Genomic DNA, 19,855 nt, shown 5'->3' on the forward strand with positions numbered 1-19,855 from the left:
CCGGCGCTCTACGGCGCGTAGACGCCCGCCCGGTACTTCGGGATCCGGATCGTGATCTTCATGCCGGCGCCCTCGGCGGTCTCGATGACGAGTCCGTAGGCGTCGCCGAAGACCTGGCGCAGGCGTTCGTCGACGTTCGAGAGGCCGATGCCGCGGCCCTGGCCGCCCTCGCCGCGCAGGATGGCGCGCAGCTCGCCCGGATTCATGCCGACGCCGTCGTCCTCGATGACGACCTCGGCCTCGGCGCCCGCGTCGGTGGCGCCGATGGAGATGTGGCTGCGCGTGACGGCGCCTTCGAGGCCGTGCTTGACCGCGTTCTCGACGAGCGGTTGCAGGCACAGGAACGGCAGCGTCACCGGCAGCACCTCGGGCGCGATCTGCAGCGTCACGGAGAGCCGGTCGCCGAAGCGGGCCCGCACGAGCGCCAAGTACTGGTCGATGGAGTGCAGTTCGTCGGCGAGCGTCGTGAAGTCGCCGTGGCGGCGGAACGAGTAGCGGGTGAAGTCGGCGAACTCCAGGAGGAGTTCGCGGGCGCGTTCGGGGTCGGTGCGGACGAAGGAGGCGATCGCGGCGAGCGAGTTGAAGATGAAGTGCGGCGATATCTGCGCGCGCAGCGCCTTGATCTCCGCCTCGATCAGGCGGGTGCGGGAGCGGTCGAGCTCGGCGAGTTCGAGCTGGACGGAGACCCAGCGGGCGACCTCGTCGGTGGCGCGGGCGAGCACGGCGGACTCGCGGGCCGCGTAGGCGACGACCGCGCCGAGCACCCGGCCGTCCGCGACGACGGGCGCGGCGACCGCCCAGCGCAGCGGGCAGTCGTCGGCCGGGCAGCCGCAGCCGAACGCGGCGCTGCGGCCCCCGGCGAGGACCGGCCCTACCGCGTCCATCACGTGCGCGGCGTGGGCGTGTTCGGCGGCGCCGTCCCAGGCGAGGACGGTCGAGCGGTTGGTGACGGCGAGGGCGTCGGTGCCGAGCAGCGTGCGCAGGCGGCGCGCGGACTTGCGGGCGGTGTCCTCGGTGAGCCCGGCGCGCAGGGCGGGCGCGGCCAGCGAGGCCGTGTGCAGGGTCTCGAACGTGGCCCGCTCCACGGGCGTGCCGACATCGCTGCGCCCCGCGGGATGCGCGGTGCGCCGCCCGAGCAGGAACCCGGCGCCGAGCAGCAGCGGGCACAGCGCGATGAGCAGCGCGGTGGCGGTGCCGCTCACGACGTGCCTCCGGAGGCGGGCGGCTCCAGGTGCTCACGGGACGCGGGCTCCGCGGGGCCCCGGCCGCGCAGGGCACCCGACCACAGGGCCTCCGGCAGGTGCAGCCGGGTCATCGTCGCCGACGTGTGCGGCGGGATCGCGTCGCGGGTCGCCAGGGACACCAGGATCATCGCGAGGAAGCCGACCGGGACCGACCACACGGCGGGCCACGCCAGGAGGGTGTGCAGCCAGCCCGACGTCACCGGCCCCGCCACGGTCAGCGTCACCGCGACGAGCGCCGAACCGCCGCCCAGGAACAGCCCTGCCAGCGCCCCCGGTGGAGTGAGGCGGCGCCACCAGATGCCCAGGATGAGCAGCGGGCAGAACGACGACGCCGACACCGCGAACGCCATGCCGACCGCGTCCGCGACCGGCACCCCGTCCACCAGGAGCGCCCCGCCCAGCGGCACCGCGATGGCCAGCAGCACGGCGAGCCTGAAGTGCCGTACGCCGCGCGCCTGGAGCACGTCCTGGCTGACGACGCCCGCCACCGCCATCGTCAGGCCCGACGCCGTCGACAGGAACGCCGCGAACGCGCCGCCCGCCACCAGCGCCCCGAGCAGATCGCCCGCCACGCCGTCGAAGACCCGCCCCGGCAGCAGCAGCACGGTGGCGTCGGCGTCCTGGGTGCCGGTGAGTTCGGGAGCGTAGACCCGGCCGAGCCAGCCGTACACGGGCGGCAGCAGGTAGAAGAGGCCGATCAGGGCCAGGACGACGACGGTGGTGCGGCGCGCGGCCCTGCCGTTGGGGCTGGTGTAGAAGCGGACCACGACGTGCGGCAGCCCCATCGTGCCGAGGAACGTCGCCATGATCAGCCCGTACGTGGCGTACAGCGGGTGGTCGGCACGGCTGGTGGCCAGCGGCTGGCCCGCGCCGACCCCGGCGGTGGGTGGCTCGAACGTCGCGGCGTCCGGCGGCAGCGGGCCCGTGCCGTGCCACGTCAGGAGGATGAAGAAGGCGGGGACGAGCAGCGCCGTGAGCTTGAGCCAGTACTGGAAGGCCTGCACGAACGTGATGGAGCGCATGCCGCCCGCCGCCACCGCGAGCACCACCACCGCCGCGACGAGCGTGCCGCCGAACCAGCGGGGCGCCCCCGTGAGGATCTGCAGCGTGAGCCCGGCGCCCTGGAGCTGCGGCACGAGGTACAGCCAGCCCGCCCCGACCACGAACAGGCTGACGACGCGCCGCACCTGCCGCGATTCGAGCCGGCCCTCGGCGAAGTCCGGCAGCGTGTACGCGCCCGAGCGGCGCAGCGGCGCCGCGACGAAGACCAGCAGCACCAGATACCCGGCCGTGTAGCCGACCGGGTACCAGAGCATGTCGGGGCCGTGGATGAGGAGCAGCCCGGCGATGCCGAGGAAGGAGGCGGCCGAGAGGTACTCGCCGCTGATCGCCGCGGCGTTGAGCCGGGGGCCCACCGTGCGGGACGCCACGTAGAAGTCCGACGTGGTGCGCGAGACGCGCAGGCCGAAGCCGCCGATGAGGACGGTGGCGAGGACGACGACGGCCACCGCCGGGATCGCGTACGCCTCGTTCACGGCGCGTGGTGGTCGGCGGGGCGGCCGCGGACGAGGTCGGCGAAGTCGTGCTCGTTGCGCTCGGCGCGGCGCACGTACCACCAGGCGAGGAGCACGAGGAACGGGTAACAGCCGAAGCCGAGGACGAGCCACTGCACGGCGGCGTTGCGCAGCGCGCCGAAGAACAGGGGCAGCACGGCGACGGGGACGGCGAGGAGCATGAACGCGGTGACGCCGGCCCGGAGTTGGCTCCGCATGAGGGAGCGGACGTAGGCGGCTCCGAGAGGGGTCTGTTCGTCGATCTCCCACTGCGGACGGAGGCCCGCGGGACCGGGGACCCGGCGGGGTTCGCCGGTGACGGTCTCTCGCTGCGGGTGATCGGACACGTGGCGGAGTTTAAGCAGGTCGGGTCGGTTCGCGGAAGGGTTCGCCCCGGGGGCGGCCAGACGGCTCACGGTCTGCGCATCAGGAGTTCGCGGACGCGGCTCGCGTGGCGGCGGCTCACCGCGATCTCCGCCTCGCCGACCCTGACGGTCATCCCGGCGCCGTCGAGGCGGAGTTCGTCGATGCGGTGCAGGGCGACGAGGTGGCTGCGGTGGACGCGGACGAAGCCGAGTTCCTGCCAGCGTTCCTCCAGGGTGCTGAGCGGGATCCGCACGAGGTGGCTTGCGCCGTCCTCGGTGTGCAGACGCGCGTAGTCGCCCTGCGCCTCGGCGTACGTGATGTCGGCAATGGCCACGAGGCGGGTGACGCCGCCCAGTTCGACCGGGATGCGGTCGGTGACGGTGGCGGGCGGAGCGGTGGCCGCGGCACGCTCGGCGACGCGGCGGACGGCCTCGGCGAGGCGTTCGCGGCGCACCGGCTTGAGGACGTAGTCGACGGCCTTCAGGTCGAACGCCTTGACCGCGAAGTCCTCGTGCGCGGTGACGAACACGACCAGCGGCGGCCGGGCGAAGCCGGCGAGGAGGCGGGCGACGTCGAGGCCCGTGAGGCCCGCCATCTGGATGTCGAGGAACAGCACGTCGATCGCGCCGTCGCCGCCTTCGAGGGCGCGACCGATGCGGCGCAGCGCCTCGTTGGCGTCGGTGGCGCCCTCGGCGCTGCGCACGCGCGGGTCGGCCCGCAGGAGGTACAGGAGTTCGGCGAGGGCGGGTTCCTCGTCGTCCACGGCCAGTACGCGCAACATGCGGCGGAGTGTAATCGCGCGGTCGCTTGAATGAATCAGCCACCTCCTGCGTACCGGTGGGCGACAGACGGAGGAAGGCATGTGGTCCCTGGAACGCCATCGCGATGTCGGCGCCTACGCGCTGGGGGTTCTCGACCCCGCGGAACGCTTCCGCTTCGAGGACCATCTGCCCGAGTGCGCGACCTGCGCGTCGCTCGTCGGTGAACTGGCGCCCACGACGGGCGTCCTGGCCCTGTACGCGCGGGCGACGCCGCCGTACGTGGACGTGCTCGCGCGCCCCGCGCCGACATTCCTCGACCGTGCGGTGGACCGGCTCGGGGCGGCGCACCGCAGGGCGCGGCGCCGGCTGTGGGGCGCGGCCGTGGCGGCGGTGCTGGTGCTCGCGGCGGCGGGGCAGGGCGTGGCGCTGCTGACCGGGGCCGGCCCGGATGCCGGGCACACGGCGACGCTGCGCGGGCGTGATCCGGGGTCGGGGGTCGCGGCGACGCTGACGGCGGACGGCCGGGACTGGGGCACGGCGGTGGGCCTCGACGTGCGGGATCCGGGCGGGCCCCGGGTGTGCGAGCTGGTGGCGGTGGGCCGGGACGGAGCGGAGCAGACGGTGGCGACGTGGGCGGTGCGCGGTGGGGCGGTGGCCCTGGACGGCGGGGTGGCGGCGCGGCCCGCCGACCTTGAGCGGTTCGAGGTGCGGGCGGCGGACGGGCGGCGGCTCCTGACGCTTCCGCTGCGGTGATCCGCTATTTCAGGAGCCGTGACATCCGCCGGTCGGCGAGCGGTTTGCCGCCCGTCTGGCACGTCGGGCAGTACTGGAGGGCGCTGTCGCTGAAGCTGACCTCGCGGATGGTGTCCCCGCACACCGGGCACGTCTCCCCGGCTCTGCCGTGCACTCGCAGGCCGCTCTTCTTCTCGGCCTTGAGCCGGCCCGCCGCGACACCCCGGGAGCGTTCGACCGCGTCGGTGAGGGTCGTGCGCATCGCCTCGTACAGCGTGTGCACGTCGTCGGCGCTCAGGCCCGATGTCGGTTTGAAGGGGGACATGCGGGCGGCGTGCAGGATCTCGTCGCTGTAGGCGTTGCCGATGCCCGCGATGAGCGCCTGGTCGCGCAGGGCGCCCTTGATCTGCCGCCGCTCTCCCGCGAGCAGCGTCGCGAACGCGGTCTCGTCGAAGTCGTCCGCGAGCGGGTCGGGGCCGAGGCGGGCCACGCCCGGTACGTCGGCCGGGTCGCCGACGACGTACACCGCGAGCTTCTTCGTGGTGCCCGCCTCGGTCAGGTCGAATCCTGCGCCGGTCTCCAGGGCGACGCGCAGCGCGAGCGGTCCCTTGCCGGGTTTCGGCGGGCCGTCGGGCAGCCGGTCCTTCCAGTGCAGCCAGCCGGCGCGGGCGAGGTGCGTGACCAGGTGCGGTCCGCCGTCCGTGGCGATGTCGAGGAACTTGCCGTGCCGCGCCACGGACGCGACCGTGCGGCCTTCGAGGGCGGTGGGCGGCGGGTCGTACGTCTTCAGGACGCTCACGGCGACCGGCAGGACGCGCAGGATGTCGTGCCCCACCAGGTGGTCGGTGAGGAAGTCCTTGAGCGCTTCGACCTCGGGCAGCTCCGGCATGCTCTCCAGCCTCTCATTCGCGCGCGGGCACCACGAATTCGCACCAGACGCATTTTCCGCCCCCTCGTGCCTCGACGCCCCAGCGGTCGGCGAGCTGGTCGACGAGGAGCAGCCCGCGCCCGGACACGCCGTCCTCGCCGGCCTCGCGGCGGCGCGGCAGGGCGCTGGAGGTGTCCTCCACGTCGACGCGGAGCCTGCGGTCGCCGCCCGTGAGGACGCGCAGGGTGACGATGGCGGGCCCTTCGGTGTGCATGAGCGCGTTGGTGATCATCTCGTCGGCGACGAGTTCGATCTCGTCGGCGGTGCCCTTGGCGCCCCAGGCGCGGACGGCGTGCCGGATCATGTGGCGGGCGGCCCGCAGCGCCTCGGGGTCGCCGGGCGGCACGTGCTCGGTGAGCCGGCCGCCGCTGTGCACGGCGCCCGCGCCGCGCCTGCGCAGCAGGAGCAGCGCCACGTCGTCCTCGGCGTCGCGGGCTTCGACGGAGGCGACGAGCCGGTCCGCGAGCCGGTCGAGGTCGTCGGGGCCCGTCCCGATGAGCGAGGTGAGGATCCGCAGCCCGTCGTCGAGGTCGGCGCCCGGCTGCTCGACGAGGCCGTCGGTGCACAGCAGCAGGGTCTGTCCCGGATCGAGCTCCGCCGTGGTGACGGGGTAGGTGAGCCGCCCGAACTCGGCCGAGAGGCCGAGCGGGAGTCCGCCCGCGACGGGCAGCCTGCGGCAGCTGCCGTCGGGGAGGCGGAGCAGCGGATCGAGGTGCCCGGCCCGGACGAGCTGGACGACGCCGGTCGACAGGTCGGCCTCCGCGTAGAGGCAGGTCGCGAAGCGGTCGGTGTCGAGTTCGTGCAGGAAGGAGGAGGCGCGGGCCATGACGGTGGCGGGCGTGTGGCCCTCGGCGGCGTAGGCGCGCAGCACGATGCGCAGCTGGCCCATGACGGCGGCGGCGTGCGTGTCGTGGCCCTGTACGTCGCCGATGACGGCGCCGACGCGGCCGCCGGGCAGCGGGATCACGTCGTACCAGTCGCCGCCGATGTCGCGGCCGAGGGAGGCGGCGCGGTAGCGGACGGCGAGGTCGGCGCCGGGCACGTCGGGGATGGTGCGCGGCAGCATCGCCTGCTGGAGGCCCTGGGCGAGGTCCTTCTCCATCTCGTAGAACATGGCGCGCTGGAGGCTCTGGGCGATGCTGCTGCCGAGGGCGACGAGGACGTTGCGCTCGGACTCGGTGAAGCCCTCGCGGTCGTGGTAGAGCAGGCCGACGGCGCCGATGGGGCGAGCCTGGGCGATCAGCGGCAGATAGGCGGCCGAACTGATCTCCAGGTGGGTGATGTGCGGCCACAGCTCCGGGTACGAGGTGGCGAACTCGGCGGCGGACTCGATGAAGCGCGGCTTGAGGGTGCGCACGGTCTCGCTCATCGGGTACGGGGCGTCGACCGGCGTGATGCCGGTGCCGGGCACGAAGCTGCCCTCCGGGCCCTCCGCGAGCAGGTGGATGCGGCCGCCCTTGACCAGGCCGAGGACGAAGCTGGTGGCGCCGAGGTGTTCGATGCCCTGGTTGTCGCGGAGCACGTCGATGACGTCCTTGACGGTGCGGGCGTGCGCGAGGGCAGCGGTGGTGTTCTGCACGACGCTGGTCTCGCGGCGCCGCAGGGCCTCGCGCGCCTCCCGCTCGGCGTGCACGGTGGCGTCGTTCAGCTCGTCGGTGGCGTCGCGGACGATACCGACGATGCGGCGCGGCCGGCCCTGCTCGTCGCGGCGGATGTAGCCGCGGGTGTGGGTCCAGCGCAGCTCGCCCGACCGGGTGCGGATGCGGAAGTACGTGCCGTAGGTCTCCTCGCCGCTCTTGAGGGCGCGGGAGACGACGCCGTCGAGGCGGGCGCCCTCGTCGGTGGGGACCCGGGAGGCGAGGGTCTCGGGCCGGTCGTCGTACTCGTCGGGCCGCATGTCGAAGACGTCGTGGGCCTGCGCGTCCATGGCCATGAGGCCGGTGTCGAGGTCCCAGTCGAAGCTGCCCATGCGCAGTCCGCGCCCGTAGGCCTCCAGAAATCCGCGCGGCGCGTCGTCCGGGCCCTCCCCGCCTGGGGCGTTCCCGGGCTCCTCGCCGCCCCCGGTACCCGCGCCCATGGGCCCCACGCTAGGCCGAGCCCCCTCGGCGCGCACGTCGTGACCCTGCCGCGCATCGGGGCACACACTGGAGACATGGACTGGTTCGGCGCCTCGGACTACTGGCTGGCCCGTCTGGTGTTCCAGCGGGGCCTGGCGGCGCTCTACCTCGTCGCGTTCGTGGCCGCGGCGCTCCAGTTCAGGGCGCTGATCGGGGAGCGCGGAATGACGCCGGTCCCCCGGTTCCTGGCGCGGGTGCCGTGGAAGGCGGCGCCCACGCTGTTCCGCCTCCACTACTCGGACCGGTTCTTCGCGGGGTGCGCGTGGGGCGGCGCCGCGGTGGCGGCGGGGCTGCTCGCGGGCGTGGACGGGCTGCTGCCGCTGTGGGCGGCGATGCTGCTGTGGCTGGTGCCGTGGGTGCTGTATCTGTCGATCGTGAACGTGGGCCAGACCTGGTACGGCTTCGGCTGGGAGTCGCTGCTCCTGGAGGTCGGCTTCCTGGCGGTGTTCCTGGGCAACGACGAGGTGGCGCCGCCGGTCCTGGTGCTGTTCCTGCTGCGCTGGGTGCTGTTCCGGCTCGAGTTCGGGGCCGGTCTCATCAAGATGCGCGGCGACGCGTGCTGGCGAAAGCTCACCTGTCTGGACTTCCATCACGAGACGCAGCCGATGCCGAACCCGCTGAGCTGGTTCTTCCACCATCTGCCGCGCCCGCTGCACCGGGTGGAGGTCGCCGCGAACCACGTCACCCAGTTGGTGGTGCCGTTCCTGCTGTTCACGCCGCAGCCGGTCGCGACCTGGGCGGCGGCCCTGATGATCGTCACCCAGCTGTGGCTGGTCGCCTCCGGCAACTTCGCGTGGCTGAACTGGCTGGCCATCGTCCTCGCCCTGTCCGCGCTCGACCTGTCCCGGCTGCACGCGCCACCCGCCCTGCCCGAGGCCCCGCTCTGGTACGAGGTGGTGGTCATCGCCCTCACGGTCGCGGTGGCCGCGCTCAGCTACCGCCCCACCCGCAATCTGCTCTCGCGCCGGCAGTCCATGAACCGCAGCTACGACTCGCTGCACCTGGTCAACACGTACGGGGCGTTCGGCTCGGTCGGCCGGGTCCGCCAGGAGATCGTCATCGAGGGAACGGCCGACGAGGTGCCGCGCCCCGACTCCGGCTGGCTGGCGTACGAGTTCAAGGGCAAGCCCGGCGATCCGCGGCGCCTTCCGCGCCAGTTCGCCCCGTACCACCTGCGGCTCGACTGGATGATGTGGTTCGCCGCGCTGTCGCCCGCCTATGCCCGCTCCTGGTTCCAGGGGCTGGTGGAGCGGCTCCTGGAGGGTGACAGGGACACGCTGCGGCTGCTGCGCCGCTCCCCGTTCCCGCCCGACGCGCCGCCCGTGCACATCAGGGCGCTGGTGTACCGGTACCGGTTCACGTCGTGGCGGGAGCTGCGGGAGACGGGGGCGTGGTGGGAGCGGACCTACGTGCGGGAGTTCCTGCCGCCGACCCGGCTGAGGTAGACGCGGCGCGCGGTCTCGCCGAACACGTGCGGGTCCGCGCCGCCGACCAGCGTCCGCGCGGTGTCGACGACCTCGGTGTACGTGGCGGCGAGCGTGCACACCGGCCAGTCGGAGCCGAACATCACGCGGGCGGGCCCGAAGGCGTCGAGGACGGTGTCCGCGTACGGGCGCAGGTCGTCGACGGTCCAGCGCGCGTGGTCGGCCTCGGTGACCATGCCGGACAACTTGCACACGACGTTGGGCAGCGCGGCGAGGGCCCGCACATGGTCACGCCAGGGCTCGAGCTCGCCCGTCGCGATCGGCGGCTTGCCCAAGTGGTCGAGCACGAAGGAGAGTTCGGGGTGGTGGGCGGCGGCGCGGACGCAGGCGGGCAGCTGGTGGGGCAGCACCACGAGGTCGTAGACGAGTCCGGCGTCCGCGACGGCGGCGAGACCGCGCCGCACGTCGGGCCGCAGCAGCCACTCCGGGTCCCGCTCCCCCTGCACCTGGTGTCTGATGCCGACGAGGTGCTCGCCGCCCGGCAACTCCCGCAGCCGGTCGAGGGTGACGGCGATGTCGGTGCGGGTGAGGTCGGTCCAGCCGACGACGCCCGCGACGACGTCGTTGCGCGCGGCGAGCGCCAGGAACTCGGGCGTCTCCTCGGCGACCGTGACCGTCTGCACGAGCACGCTCGCCTCGACACCGGCCGCCCGTAGGTCGGGAGCGAGGTCGTCGAGGGTGAACGTGCGGCGGATCGGGGCGAGTTCCGGTCCGGTGATCCAGTCCTGGTCGCGCACGGCGAGGTCCCACACGTGGTGGTGCGCGTCGACGATGCCGGGGGCGGTCACGGCAGCTCCCACACGACGGGCAGTCCGGCGTCGGCGCCCTCGGCGGAGTAGTCGTGGACGACGTCGAGGAGCTCGCCCATGCGGGCCTGCCAGGCGATGTTCACGGGCAGTCTGTCGAGTTCGGCGAGCATCCGGGCGTAGTCCTCGCACTCGATGACGTGGAACAGGTCGGTGCCGCTGCGCCAGATCGTCCACTGCCGGGCGCCCGCCGCGCGGATCGCGGCGACGAGCTCGTCCGGCACCTCGCGGTGGGCGGCCTCGTACGCGTCGATCCGGTCGGCGCGGACCTTGGTGTGCAGGGCGACTCTCACGGGTGCGGCTCCTGTTCGGACGGTACGGGCACGTCCGCCGGGAGGAGTCCGCGGTCGCGGGCCTCCTGCCAGAACGCGGCGGGGACATCGGCGGTGAACTGCGCGACTGTGTCGCGGACTTCGGCAGCGGAACGCGTGCCGACGAGCACGCTGGTGACGCCGGGGTGGCCGAAGGGGAAGGCCAGGGCGGCGGCGCGCAGGGTGGTGCCGTGGCGTGCGGCGAGGGCCTGGAACTCCTGGGCGCGGGCGACGAGTTCGGGCGGCGCCTGCGCGTAGTCGAAGGTGGCGCCGGGTGCGGGGTCGGCGAGCAGCCCCGAGTTGAAGACGCCGCCGACGACGACGGAGACGCCGCGTTCGACGGCCGCGGGCAGCAGTTCGCGCAGGGCCCGCTGGTCGAGGAGGCTGTAGCGGCCCGCGCACAGCACCACGTCGACGTCGGTGTCGCGGACGAAGCGGGTCAGCATCGCGGCCTGGTTCATGCCCGCGCCGATGGCGCCCACGAGCCGTTCGCCGCGCATCCGCTCCAGCTCCGGATAGCCCTCGCCGAATGCCTCCTTCGCGTGGTCGTCGGGGTCGTGGAGGTACGCGACGTCGATCCGGTCGACGCCGAGCCGCTCCAGGCTCTCCTCGATCGAGCGGCGCACCCCGGCCGCGCTGAAGTCCCACACGCGGCGGGTGCCCGCGGGCACGGCGAACCCGTCGGCGCTGTCGTCGCCCCCGCCGTCGTACGGCGCGAGCAGCCGGCCGACCTTGGTGGACAGGGTGTACGAGCCCGGGGGCCTGGTGCGCAGGAACGCGCCGACGCGGCGTTCGGACAGGCCGAGGCCGTAGTGCGGCGCGGTGTCGAAGTAGCGCAGGCCCGCGTCCCAGGCGGCGGCGAGCGCGGCGTGCGCGTCCTCGTCGCCGACCGGCGTGTAGAGGTTGCCGACGGCGGCGCCGCCGAAGCCGAGCGCGGTGACACGGACGTCGCCGCGCCCGAGCCGGGCGGTCCGCATCCCGGTCACTGGCCCGCGGGGCGCAGCCGCAGCCCCTGCATGCCGCCGTCGACGGCGACGGACGTGCCGGTGGTGGCCGCCGACAGCGGGCTCGCCAGGTGGACGATGGCGCCCGCGACCTCGGCGGCGGAGACGAGGCGCCCGGTGGGCTGGCGGGCTTCGAGGGCGGCGCGCTCGGCGGCCGGGTCGTCGGCCTGGTCGAGCAGCCGGCCCACCCAGGGGGTGTCGGCGGTGCCGGGGTTGACGCAGTTGACGCGGATGCCCTCCCGGATGTGGTCGGCTGCCATCGCCAGGGTCAGCGAATACACGGCCCCCTTGGACGCCGAGTACAGGGCGCGCTGCGGGAGCCCGGCGGTGGCGGCGATGGAGCAGGTGTTGACGATGGCGGCGTGCGCGGACTCCCGCAGCGCGGGGAGCGCGGCGCGGGCGACCCGCACCATGCCGACGACATTGACGTCGAGCACGCGGTGCCATTCGGCGTCGTCGTTGTCGGCGACGGTGCCCTGGGCGCCGATGCCCGCGTTGTTGACGAGGACGTCGAGCCCGCCGAGGTCGGCCGTGGCGGCGCCGACGGCGGCCCTGACGGCCTCGTCGTCCGTGACATCGGCGGCGTATCCGCGCAGCGGTTTGTCGACGTCGGTGATGTCGCGGTCGAGTACGGCGACGTCGGCGCCGCGCGCGAGGAGGAGTTCGGCGGTGGCCCGGCCGATGCCGGAGGCGCCGCCGGTGACGAGGGCCTTGAGTCCTGCGAAGTCCTGGACGCTGCGGGCGGCGTCGCTCATGCGGGGGCTCCGTTCTGCTCGGGGGCTTCGGTCTGCTTGCCGGCTTCGGCCGGGTGCCCCGCGAGGTCCTTCGCCCAGAACTCGCCGTCGGGGTAGGTGAATTCGGCGATGGACGCGGGCCGCATGGTGGCGGAGAAGCCGGGCGCGGTGGGGGCGGCGTAGTGGCCGCGGTCGACGACGACCGGGTCGACGAAGTGTTCGTGGAGATGGTCGACGTACTCGATGACCCGGTCCTCGGTGGTGCCGGTCAGCGCGACGTAGTCGAACATCGACAGGTGCTGGACGAGTTCGCACAGGCCGACGCCGCCCGCGTGCGGGCAGACGGGGACGCCGAACTTCGCGGCGAGCAGCAGGATCGCCAGGTTCTCGTTGACGCCGCCGACGCGGGCGGCGTCGATCTGGAGGACGTCGAGGGCGCCCGCCTGGAGGAGCTGCTTGAACACGACGCGGTTCTGCACGTGTTCGCCGGTGGCGACCTTCACCGGGGCGACTCCCTCGCGGATCGCGGCGTGGCCGAGGATGTCGTCGGGGCTGGTGGGCTCCTCCACCCAGTAGGGGTCGAACTCGGCGAGGGCGTTGGTCCAGCGGACGGCGTCGCCGACGTTCCAGCGCTGGTTGGCGTCGATGGCCATGCGGATGCCGGGGCCCACGACGGCGCGGGCGGTGCGGCAGCGGCGGATGTCGTCGTCGAGGTCGGCGCCGACCTTCAGCTTGATCTGGGTGAAGCCGTCGGCGACGGCCTGCCGGGCGAGGCGGGTCAGCTTCTCGTCGCTGTAGCCGAGCCAGCCGGGCGAGGTGGTGTAGCCGGGGTAGCCGCGCTCCAGGAGTTGCTCGGTGCGCTCGGCGGCGCCTTCCCGTCCGGCCTCGAGGAGTGCGAGGGCCTCTTCGGGGGTGAGCGCGTCGGCGATGTACCGGAAGTCGATCTGGGAGACGAGCCACGCGGGGTCCGCCTCGGCGAGCAGCCGCCACAGAGGGCGTCCCGCGCGCTTGGCCGCGAGGTCCCAGGCCGCGTTGACGACGGCGCCGATCGCCATGTGCATCACGCCCTTCTCGGGCCCGAGCCACCGGAGTTGACTGTCGCCGATCAGGTCGCGGTTGAGGCTTCCGGGGTCGGCGCACAGCGCGTCGAGCGGGCGTCCGACGACGTGGTGGGCGAGCGCGTCGATGGCGGCGACCTGGACGTCGTTGCCGCGCCCGATGGTGAACGTGAAGCCATGCCCATCGTGCCCGTCGGGGTCGTCGGTGCGCAGCACCACGTACGCGGCGGAGTAGTCCGGGTCGGGGTTCATGGCGTCGGAGCCGTCGAGCTCCCGTGAGGTCGGGAACCGGATGTCGTACGTGTCGACGGCGGTGACGCGGGGCGGGGTGGAGGTCACGTGCTGCCTTTCGGGCGGGGACGGGGGTCAGTCCTGGGCGCGGCCGGTGGTGACACGGGCGACCATGAGGGCGAGCAGGATGATTCCGCCGTAGATGGCCTGGATCCAGAAGGACGGCACCTGGGCGAGGGTCAGCATGTTCTGCACGACGCCGAGCAGCAGCACGCCGGTGAGGGCGCCGAACATGGTGCCCTTGCCGCCGTCGAGGCTGATGCCGCCGATGACGGCCGCGGCGAACACCGTGAAGATCATGTTGTTGCCCTGGTTGGCGCTGATGGCACCCACGTAGCCGGTCTGCATGATGCCGCCGACGGAGGCGAGGACACCGGCGACGACGAAGACGCCGAGCATGACGCGCTCGACGCGGATGCCGGCGGCGCGCGCGGCCTCCGCGTTGCCGCCGATGGCGTACAGGGCGCGGCCCACGCGGTGGTACTTGAGGACGAGCCCGGCGACACCGAACGCGATGGCGGCGAACCACACCGACATCGGGACCCGCAGGAACGTGGAGGTGGCGAGCGCGAAGAACGCGTCGGGCATCCCGAACAGCGTCTTGCCCTTGGTGGCTCCGACGAGCAGACCGCGCAGCACGATCAGCATCGCGAGCGTCACGATGAACGCGTTGAGCTTCAGCTTGACGACGAGCACGCCGTTGAAGGCGCCGATGCACGCCCCGGCCACGAGCACCGCCAACAGCGAGACGGCGACGGGGAATCCGGTGCCGAAGCCGGACTGCGCGACCGGCAGCACGAGCAGCGCCCCGAAGGCGGGCGCGATGCCGACGACCGATTCGAGCGACAGGTCGAACTTGCCGCTGATGAGGACGAGCGACTCGGCGAGCACCACCATGGCGAGGGCGGCGGACGAGCCGAGGATGGTGATGATGTTCTGCTCGGTCAGGAACGAGTCGTTGAGGACGGCGCCGAGGACGACGAGCAGCAACAGGGCGGGGACGAGGGCGAGTTCGCGGGCGCGGCGCAGCAGTACGCTCTTGGCCGGCGCCGCGAGGGACGTCTCGGGGCTCTTCACCGGGCCCCGCGGCCTCTCGTCCAGGAGGCGTGCTTCGTTACTGGACGTCACTTGCGACCCCCTCGATCGATGCGATCAGTTCGTGATCCGCCCACCCCGCCGCGTGCTCCGCCACCACTCGCCCGTGGAACAGGACGAGCACCCGGTCGCAGCGCCGCAGATCGTCCAGCTCGTCGGAGACCACGAGCACCGCCGTGCCGTCGTCCCGCGCGCTGTCGACCCTGCGCAGCAGCGACTCCTTGGACTTCACGTCGACCCCGGCGGTCGGATTGATGAGCACGAGCAGCCGCGGGTCCGAGGCGAGCGCGCGGGCCATCACGACCTTCTGCGCGTTGCCACCGGACAGGTCGGACACGGGCTGGTCGGGCCCCTCCGCGTGGATGTCGAGCCGCTCGATCAGCTCACCGGCGAACCGCCTGCGGCTCTCCGTGCCGATGAATCCGCGCGTGCCGAGCCGGCCGAGCACGGACAGGGTCGCGTTGTCGCCGATGGACATGCCGGTGACGAGCCCCTGGTCGTGCCGGTCGCGCGGCACGCACCCGACGCCGGCGGCCAGCGCGGCGGACACGTCCCCGAAGGGCAGCGGGCGCCCGTCGAGGCGTGCGGTGCCCGACGTAGGTGTGTGCAGTCCGGCGAAGGACTCCGCGAGGGCGATCTTGCCGCTGCCGCTTGAGCCCGCCAGCCCGACGACCTCGCCGCGCCGCACGGTCAGATCCACGTTCTCGTACGTCTCCGACGTGAGGCCCGCGGCCTCGAGGACGACGGGTTCGACGGCCTCCTCCGCGGCCTGCTCGACGACCGCCTCGGCCGCTGCCGCCGCCTGTTCCGCGACCGCCTCCCCCGCCATCGCCTCGACGAGCGCGGGCCGTGGCAGTTCGGCGACCGGCGCCGTGGTGATCCAGCGGGCGTCGCGCAGCACGGTGACCGTCTGGCACACCTCGTACACCTCCTGGAGGTGGTGCGAGATGAACAGGAAGGTGACGCCCGAGTCCTGGAGGGCGCGCATGCGGGCGAAGAGGCGCTCGATCTCTCGGTTGTCGAGCTGCGCGGTCGGCTCGTCGAGCACGATGAAGCGGGCGCCGCCGCTCAACGCCCGTGCGATCTCGACCATTTGGCGGTCCTCGACCTTGAGGTCCGCGGTGCGCGCGTCGGGGTCGACACGGACGTCCCAGTGGTCGAGCAGTTCGCGCGCGGCGCCGTGCAGCCTCTTCCAGCTGAAGAAGCCGCGCCGGGCGCCGGGCTGCCGGTTCAGGAAGAGGTTCTCCGCGACGGTCAGATCGGGGATGACGGTGGGCTTCTGGTAGACGCAGGCGACCTTGGCGCGCCATGCCTCCCGGTCGCCGAGCGGCGGCGCGGGCCGGCCGTCGAACGTGAGGCTGCCCGCGTCGGCGGCCTGGAGGCCGGTGAGGACCTGGACGAGCGTGGACTTGCCCGCGCCGTTGCGGCCGACGAGCGCGTGGGACTCGCCCGCGCGCACGGTGAGCCGGCCGTCGGCGAGGGCGACCGTGGGGCCGTACCGTTTGACGATGCCGCGCGCCTCGACCAACGGGGGTGTGGGGGCGGTCATTTGACGGTGTTTCCCCACAGCTCGGGGTCGTCGACGTTCTTCTTGGTGACCAGCGGCGCGGGCAGCTGGTCCTCCAGGATGCCGCTGGGCAGCTTCACGATCTTCGAGCCGTGGTCGGTGGGGCCCGGCTTGAACGTCTTCCCCTGCATCGCCGCCTTGATGTAGTACATGCCGTACTTGGCGTAGGTGTCGGCGGGCTGCGAGACGGTGGCGTCGATCTGGCCCTTGCGGATGGCGGCGAACTCCTGCGGGATGCCGTCGTTCGACACGATGGTGATGTGCTCCGGGTCGCCCGCCTTCTTCAGCATCCCCTTCGACTTGAGGGTCTGGAGGGTCGGCGCGAGGTAGACGCCGCCGGCCTGGAGGTAGATGCCCTTGATGTCGGGGTTGGCGTTGAGGAGGGTGTCGAGCTTGGACGCCGCGGTGTCCGACTCCCACTTCGCCGGGATCTCCAGGACCTTCAGCTTCGGGTACTTCTCCTTGACGCAGTCCCGGAACGCCTTGGACCGCTCCCGGCCGTTCACGGAGGCGAGATCGCCCATGACCTGCACGACCTTGCCGGACTTCACGTGGTCGCCGAGGTACGTGCAGGCCTTCTTGCCGTACGCGACGTTGTTCGCCCTGACGACCATGGCGACCTTGCCCTTGTCGGGTGCGACGTCCACGGCGACGACGGGCACGCCCTTGCGCTCGGCCTGGTCGAGCCCGGCGCCGATGGCGGCGCTGTCGAGCGGGGCGACGACGAGGCCCTTCACACCCTGGTTGAGCTGGTTGTTGATGTCGGTGATCTGCTGCGACGGATCGCTGTTGGAGTTGACAGTCTTCAGCGCGTCCACGCCCTCGGACTTCGCCATCTTCGGCACGTAGTCGTTGTACGACTGCCAGAACGGCGAGGTCAGCAGGGGCAGGACGACGCCCACCTTGCCGGTGTCGCCGCCCCCGCCGCCACCGGCGCCCGCCGCGGTGTCCTTGGTGCTGCCGCAGGCGGTGAGGGCGAGGGCGGCGCAGCCGAGGACGGCGACCGCGCCGAGCCGCCCCCGCCTCCCGGATCCACGCCCGCGCCCGCGATCCGCCCGTACCGCTTCCGGCGAAGTCGCCCGCCAGGCTGCCTGCGCAGCTGCCTGCGTCGTTCCCTTCGGGTCCTGCGTGGTGCCAGTCATCGGACTGCTCCTCGGCTCCTGAAGTGGTGGGGGCCCGACCGGCCACCGCGCCTCCGGTTCCGGTCCGCGCCGAGATATTTATCAGACCACTTCCGGGGGCCAACACCCTTCGTACCCAAGTTTTCTCGGTATTTACGCCCTCCGGGACGGAGAAGTGGTCCGACTTCCCTGGTAGTGGTCGGACCACCTCGCTGGTTACACTGCGCGGCATGCAGAAGGCCACCGTCCCCCAGAAGGCCGCGGGCACCCCGAAGGCCACGGTCACCCAGCAGGCCATCGAGCGGGTCAAGGCGATGATCGGCGGCGGTGACCTCCAGCCCGGGCAGCGGCTGCCCACCGAGCGGGACCTCGCGGCGCAGCTCGGCATCTCGCGCAGCTCCATGCGGGAGGCGATCCGGGCGCTCACCGTGTTGGGCGTCCTGGAGGCGCGGCACGGATCGGGCATCTACGTCACGCAGTTGGAGGCGGGCGACCTCCTGGAGACGTTCGGCGTGGTCGCCGATCTGTCGCGCGGCACGCAGCTCGTCGAGCTCCTGGAAGTGCGCCGCATCCTAGAGTCGACGGCCACCGCGCTCGCCGCCGCCCGCATCACCCGCTCCCAACTCGCCGAGGTGGCCGACCACTTGGCGGCGATGGAGGCGACGGACGACCCGGAGGAGATCCTCGCCCACGACCTGGCGTTCCACCGGACGATCGCCGCGGCGGCGGGCAACGACACGATGGCGGCGATCCTGGAGGGCCTGTCCTCCCGCACGTTCCGCGCCCGCGTGTGGCGCGGCTACGAGCAGGAGGGCGCCTTCGAACGCACCCGCCGCGAACACGCCCGCATCCTGCGCGCCCTGAACGACCACGACCCGGAGGCGGCCCGCGCGGCCGCGGCGGCGCACGTCGGCGAGGTGGAGGAGTGGTTGCGGGGACAGGTCGGCGACGCCGGGGGATCATGAGGCATGACCACGGACGAGAACTGGCGCCTGACCGAGGACCTCGACGACTTCCTCTCCCGCGCGGGTGACTTCCTGCGTTCCCGCCCCGCCCTGCACAACACATGGCTGACCGACATCGAGAAGCTGCGGGTCGGCGGGCCCGAGAGCGGGGGCTCACGGACCGCCGTCTTCGGCCTGCTGGAGTCGGCGGGCGAGGTCCGCGCCGTCCTCTACCGCACGCCGCGCGGCCGCCTCGGCCTGACCTCGCTCTCCGCCGACCGGGCAGACCGCCTGGCCGACCAACTGGCCGACCACGGCCTGGAGTTCACCAACGTCATCGCGGACCGCTCGACGGCCACCGCCTTCGCCGAGGCCTGGCGGCAGCGCACCGGCGCGACCGGCGAACTCTTCTGGCGGACCCACCTCTACCGCCTCGACACCCTCACGCCGCCCCACCCGCTCCCGCCCGGCCGAGGGCGCACGCCCACAGCGGCCGACCACGATCAACTCGTGCGCTGGTGCCGTGAGTTCTGCGTCGACGTCGACGAGCAGCGCTCCATCGACCTGATCGACGCCGGTGCCTGGTCGGAGTCGCGCTTCTCCGACCGGCACTTCACCTTCTGGGAGACCCCGGACGGCACCCCCGCCTCCATGGCCGCCGCGACCTCCCTGATCGGCGGCATGATCCGCATCGACCCCGTCTACACCCCGGCCGACCTCAGAGGACGCGGCTACGCGGCGGCCGTGACGACGGAGGCCAGCAGGGCCGCGCTCGCGGCGGGCGCCCGCGAGGTCGTCCTGTTCACCGACCCGGACAACCCGACGAGCAACGCCCTCTACCAGCGCCTCGGCTACGTCCGCATCGACGACTTCGCCGGCTACCGCTTCTCCTGAGCCACCCTCACTCCGACGCCCCCGCCGCCGACTCCAACGCGGTGAGCAGCAGTTCCAGGGCGCCCTCGAACGAGCTGCCCGCCATCAACGGCAAGTGGCCCCGTACCGCGTCGAGTTGGGGGTGCGTGTCGGCGGGCAGATTCGCGTACTCGGCCGTCCACGACCGGTCGTCCGCATCCCGCCGCTCCGCGGGCAGCGCCAGATACGCGGCGTCGAGGGCGGCATGCCCGAGGACGGTGTCGACGAAGGCCGAGTAGTGGCGCACCGCGTCCGCGTCGCCGAACCCGGCCCGCCGAAGGAGCCCGATGCCCGCGTCGACGGCCCGGAACTCGTGCGCCCGCCGCGTCACCCGATACGCCGCCAGCGCCGCCACCCGCGGATGCGCCCGGTAGCCGCGGTGGATGCGCAGACCGAACTCGCGCAGCCCGTCGCGCCACGCCATCCGCTCGGGCTCGAAGCCGTCCATGGCCTCGCCGATGATCCGGTCGGAGACGGCGAGCAGCAGGTCGTCCGTGCTGTGGAAGTACCGGTACAGCGCGCTCGGATCGCAGCCGAGCGCCGCGCCGAGCCGTCGTACGCTCAGCGCGTCGGGCCCGTGCTGCCCGACCAGGCGCAGCGCGCAGTCGACGATCACGTCGTCGGACAGCAGTACGCCCGACTTGGTGGGTTTGCGGCGCCGCCGCTCCACCGGTATCCGCCCCTCCGCCATGGTCCTCTCCCCTCGCTCGCCCGCTCACGGTGCGCCCAGGACAGCACCGTGGGCCGCTTATGACAACACCATTGACGCAACTCGGCAAGGCCGATTTGATCGCGGTCGCCTCCCCTCGCACCTCTCCCCCGCCTCT

19 protein-coding genes are annotated in these 19,855 nt (G+C 72.9%); 4 read left to right on the top strand and 15 right to left on the bottom strand.

Going from position 1 to position 19,855, the window contains the following annotated elements:
- Window positions 1-8 precede the first annotated feature (8 nt).
- From ACTWJ8_RS04630 to ACTWJ8_RS04645, 4 genes are all read right to left on the bottom strand, one after another.
- Window positions 9-1,202: a sensor histidine kinase gene (locus ACTWJ8_RS04630; RefSeq protein ID WP_443263003.1), complete on the bottom strand. Its 1,194-nt coding sequence runs from the start codon at window positions 1,200-1,202 to the stop codon at window positions 9-11.
- Window positions 1,199-2,779: a sodium/solute symporter gene (locus ACTWJ8_RS04635; protein WP_443263004.1), complete on the bottom strand. Its 1,581-nt coding sequence runs from the start codon at window positions 2,777-2,779 to the stop codon at window positions 1,199-1,201. Before ACTWJ8_RS04635 ends, ACTWJ8_RS04630 begins: the two co-directional genes overlap by 4 nt.
- Window positions 2,776-3,144, bottom strand: a complete 369-nt coding sequence (locus tag ACTWJ8_RS04640) for a hypothetical protein (RefSeq protein WP_356380618.1) — start codon at window positions 3,142-3,144, stop codon at window positions 2,776-2,778. Before ACTWJ8_RS04640 ends, ACTWJ8_RS04635 begins: the two co-directional genes overlap by 4 nt.
- A gap of 65 nt (window positions 3,145-3,209) precedes the next feature.
- On the bottom strand, window positions 3,210-3,944 hold the full coding sequence (locus tag ACTWJ8_RS04645; protein WP_443263005.1) for a LytR/AlgR family response regulator transcription factor: 735 nt from the start codon (window positions 3,942-3,944) through the stop codon (window positions 3,210-3,212).
- Window positions 3,945-4,023: 79 nt separating this feature from the next.
- Between ACTWJ8_RS04645 and ACTWJ8_RS04650 the strand changes: the two genes are divergently transcribed.
- Window positions 4,024-4,677 (top strand): zf-HC2 domain-containing protein, encoded by a 654-nt coding sequence (locus tag ACTWJ8_RS04650; protein ID WP_443263007.1) that lies wholly within the window; start codon window positions 4,024-4,026, stop codon window positions 4,675-4,677.
- 4 nt (window positions 4,678-4,681) lie between these two features.
- Here the strand turns inward: ACTWJ8_RS04650 and ACTWJ8_RS04655 are convergent, their stop codons facing one another.
- Together ACTWJ8_RS04655 and ACTWJ8_RS04660 are read right to left on the bottom strand one after the other, a co-directional pair.
- Window positions 4,682-5,545: an Fpg/Nei family DNA glycosylase gene (locus tag ACTWJ8_RS04655; protein WP_443263008.1), complete on the bottom strand. Its 864-nt coding sequence runs from the start codon at window positions 5,543-5,545 to the stop codon at window positions 4,682-4,684.
- 13 nt (window positions 5,546-5,558) lie between these two features.
- Entirely contained in the window at window positions 5,559-7,661 is a 2,103-nt protein-coding gene (locus ACTWJ8_RS04660; protein ID WP_443263009.1) for a SpoIIE family protein phosphatase, read from the bottom strand.
- Window positions 7,662-7,736: 75 nt separating this feature from the next.
- Between ACTWJ8_RS04660 and ACTWJ8_RS04665 the strand changes: the two genes are divergently transcribed.
- Window positions 7,737-9,146, top strand: coding sequence for a lipase maturation factor family protein (locus tag ACTWJ8_RS04665; protein WP_443263010.1), 1,410 nt, complete (start codon window positions 7,737-7,739; stop codon window positions 9,144-9,146).
- Here the strand turns inward: ACTWJ8_RS04665 and ACTWJ8_RS04670 are convergent.
- Genes ACTWJ8_RS04670 through ACTWJ8_RS04705 form a run of 8 tightly spaced genes read right to left on the bottom strand, consistent with a single transcriptional unit; the run spans window position 9,107 to window position 17,193 of the window.
- The gene (locus tag ACTWJ8_RS04670; protein WP_443263012.1) at window positions 9,107-9,973 is read right to left on the bottom strand and encodes an amidohydrolase family protein; all 867 of its coding nucleotides are present in this window, start codon (window positions 9,971-9,973) and stop codon (window positions 9,107-9,109) included. The genes ACTWJ8_RS04665 and ACTWJ8_RS04670 overlap by 40 nt on opposite strands.
- Window positions 9,970-10,284 carry an L-rhamnose mutarotase gene (locus ACTWJ8_RS04675; RefSeq protein ID WP_356380638.1) on the bottom strand — a complete coding sequence of 105 codons (315 nt, stop codon included), beginning with the start codon at window positions 10,282-10,284 and terminating at the stop codon, window positions 9,970-9,972. Before ACTWJ8_RS04675 ends, ACTWJ8_RS04670 begins: the two co-directional genes overlap by 4 nt.
- Window positions 10,281-11,279 (bottom strand): aldo/keto reductase, encoded by a 999-nt coding sequence (locus ACTWJ8_RS04680; protein ID WP_443263013.1) that lies wholly within the window; start codon window positions 11,277-11,279, stop codon window positions 10,281-10,283. The genes ACTWJ8_RS04675 and ACTWJ8_RS04680 overlap by 4 nt, the downstream gene beginning before the upstream one ends.
- A gap of 5 nt (window positions 11,280-11,284) precedes the next feature.
- Window positions 11,285-12,061 (bottom strand): SDR family NAD(P)-dependent oxidoreductase, encoded by a 777-nt coding sequence (locus ACTWJ8_RS04685; RefSeq protein ID WP_443263014.1) that lies wholly within the window; start codon window positions 12,059-12,061, stop codon window positions 11,285-11,287.
- Window positions 12,058-13,437: an L-fuconate dehydratase gene (locus tag ACTWJ8_RS04690; protein WP_443263015.1), complete on the bottom strand. Its 1,380-nt coding sequence runs from the start codon at window positions 13,435-13,437 to the stop codon at window positions 12,058-12,060. Before ACTWJ8_RS04690 ends, ACTWJ8_RS04685 begins: the two co-directional genes overlap by 4 nt.
- Before the next feature lie 27 nt (window positions 13,438-13,464).
- Entirely contained in the window at window positions 13,465-14,466 is a 1,002-nt protein-coding gene (locus ACTWJ8_RS04695) for an ABC transporter permease (protein WP_443264806.1), read from the bottom strand.
- Between the two features lie 37 nt (window positions 14,467-14,503).
- Window positions 14,504-16,033: a sugar ABC transporter ATP-binding protein gene (locus ACTWJ8_RS04700; protein ID WP_443263017.1), complete on the bottom strand. Its 1,530-nt coding sequence runs from the start codon at window positions 16,031-16,033 to the stop codon at window positions 14,504-14,506.
- Entirely contained in the window at window positions 16,030-17,193 is a 1,164-nt protein-coding gene (locus tag ACTWJ8_RS04705; RefSeq protein ID WP_443263019.1) for a sugar ABC transporter substrate-binding protein, read from the bottom strand. Before ACTWJ8_RS04705 ends, ACTWJ8_RS04700 begins: the two co-directional genes overlap by 4 nt.
- A gap of 209 nt (window positions 17,194-17,402) precedes the next feature.
- Between ACTWJ8_RS04705 and ACTWJ8_RS04710 the strand changes: the two genes are divergently transcribed.
- Both ACTWJ8_RS04710 and ACTWJ8_RS04715 read left to right on the top strand, forming a co-directional pair.
- Window positions 17,403-18,137 (top strand): FadR/GntR family transcriptional regulator, encoded by a 735-nt coding sequence (locus tag ACTWJ8_RS04710; protein ID WP_356380656.1) that lies wholly within the window; start codon window positions 17,403-17,405, stop codon window positions 18,135-18,137.
- Window positions 18,138-18,140: 3 nt separating this feature from the next.
- On the top strand, window positions 18,141-19,010 hold the full coding sequence (locus tag ACTWJ8_RS04715) for a GNAT family N-acetyltransferase (RefSeq protein WP_443263021.1): 870 nt from the start codon (window positions 18,141-18,143) through the stop codon (window positions 19,008-19,010).
- 7 nt (window positions 19,011-19,017) lie between these two features.
- Here ACTWJ8_RS04715 and ACTWJ8_RS04720 read toward each other — a convergent pair whose 3' ends face one another.
- Entirely contained in the window at window positions 19,018-19,719 is a 702-nt protein-coding gene (locus ACTWJ8_RS04720; protein ID WP_443263023.1) for a TetR/AcrR family transcriptional regulator, read from the bottom strand.
- Window positions 19,720-19,855 lie beyond the last annotated feature (136 nt).

The organism is Streptomyces sp. SDT5-1 (genome assembly GCF_052245995.1).
GTDB lineage: Bacteria > Actinomycetota > Actinomycetes > Streptomycetales > Streptomycetaceae > Streptomyces.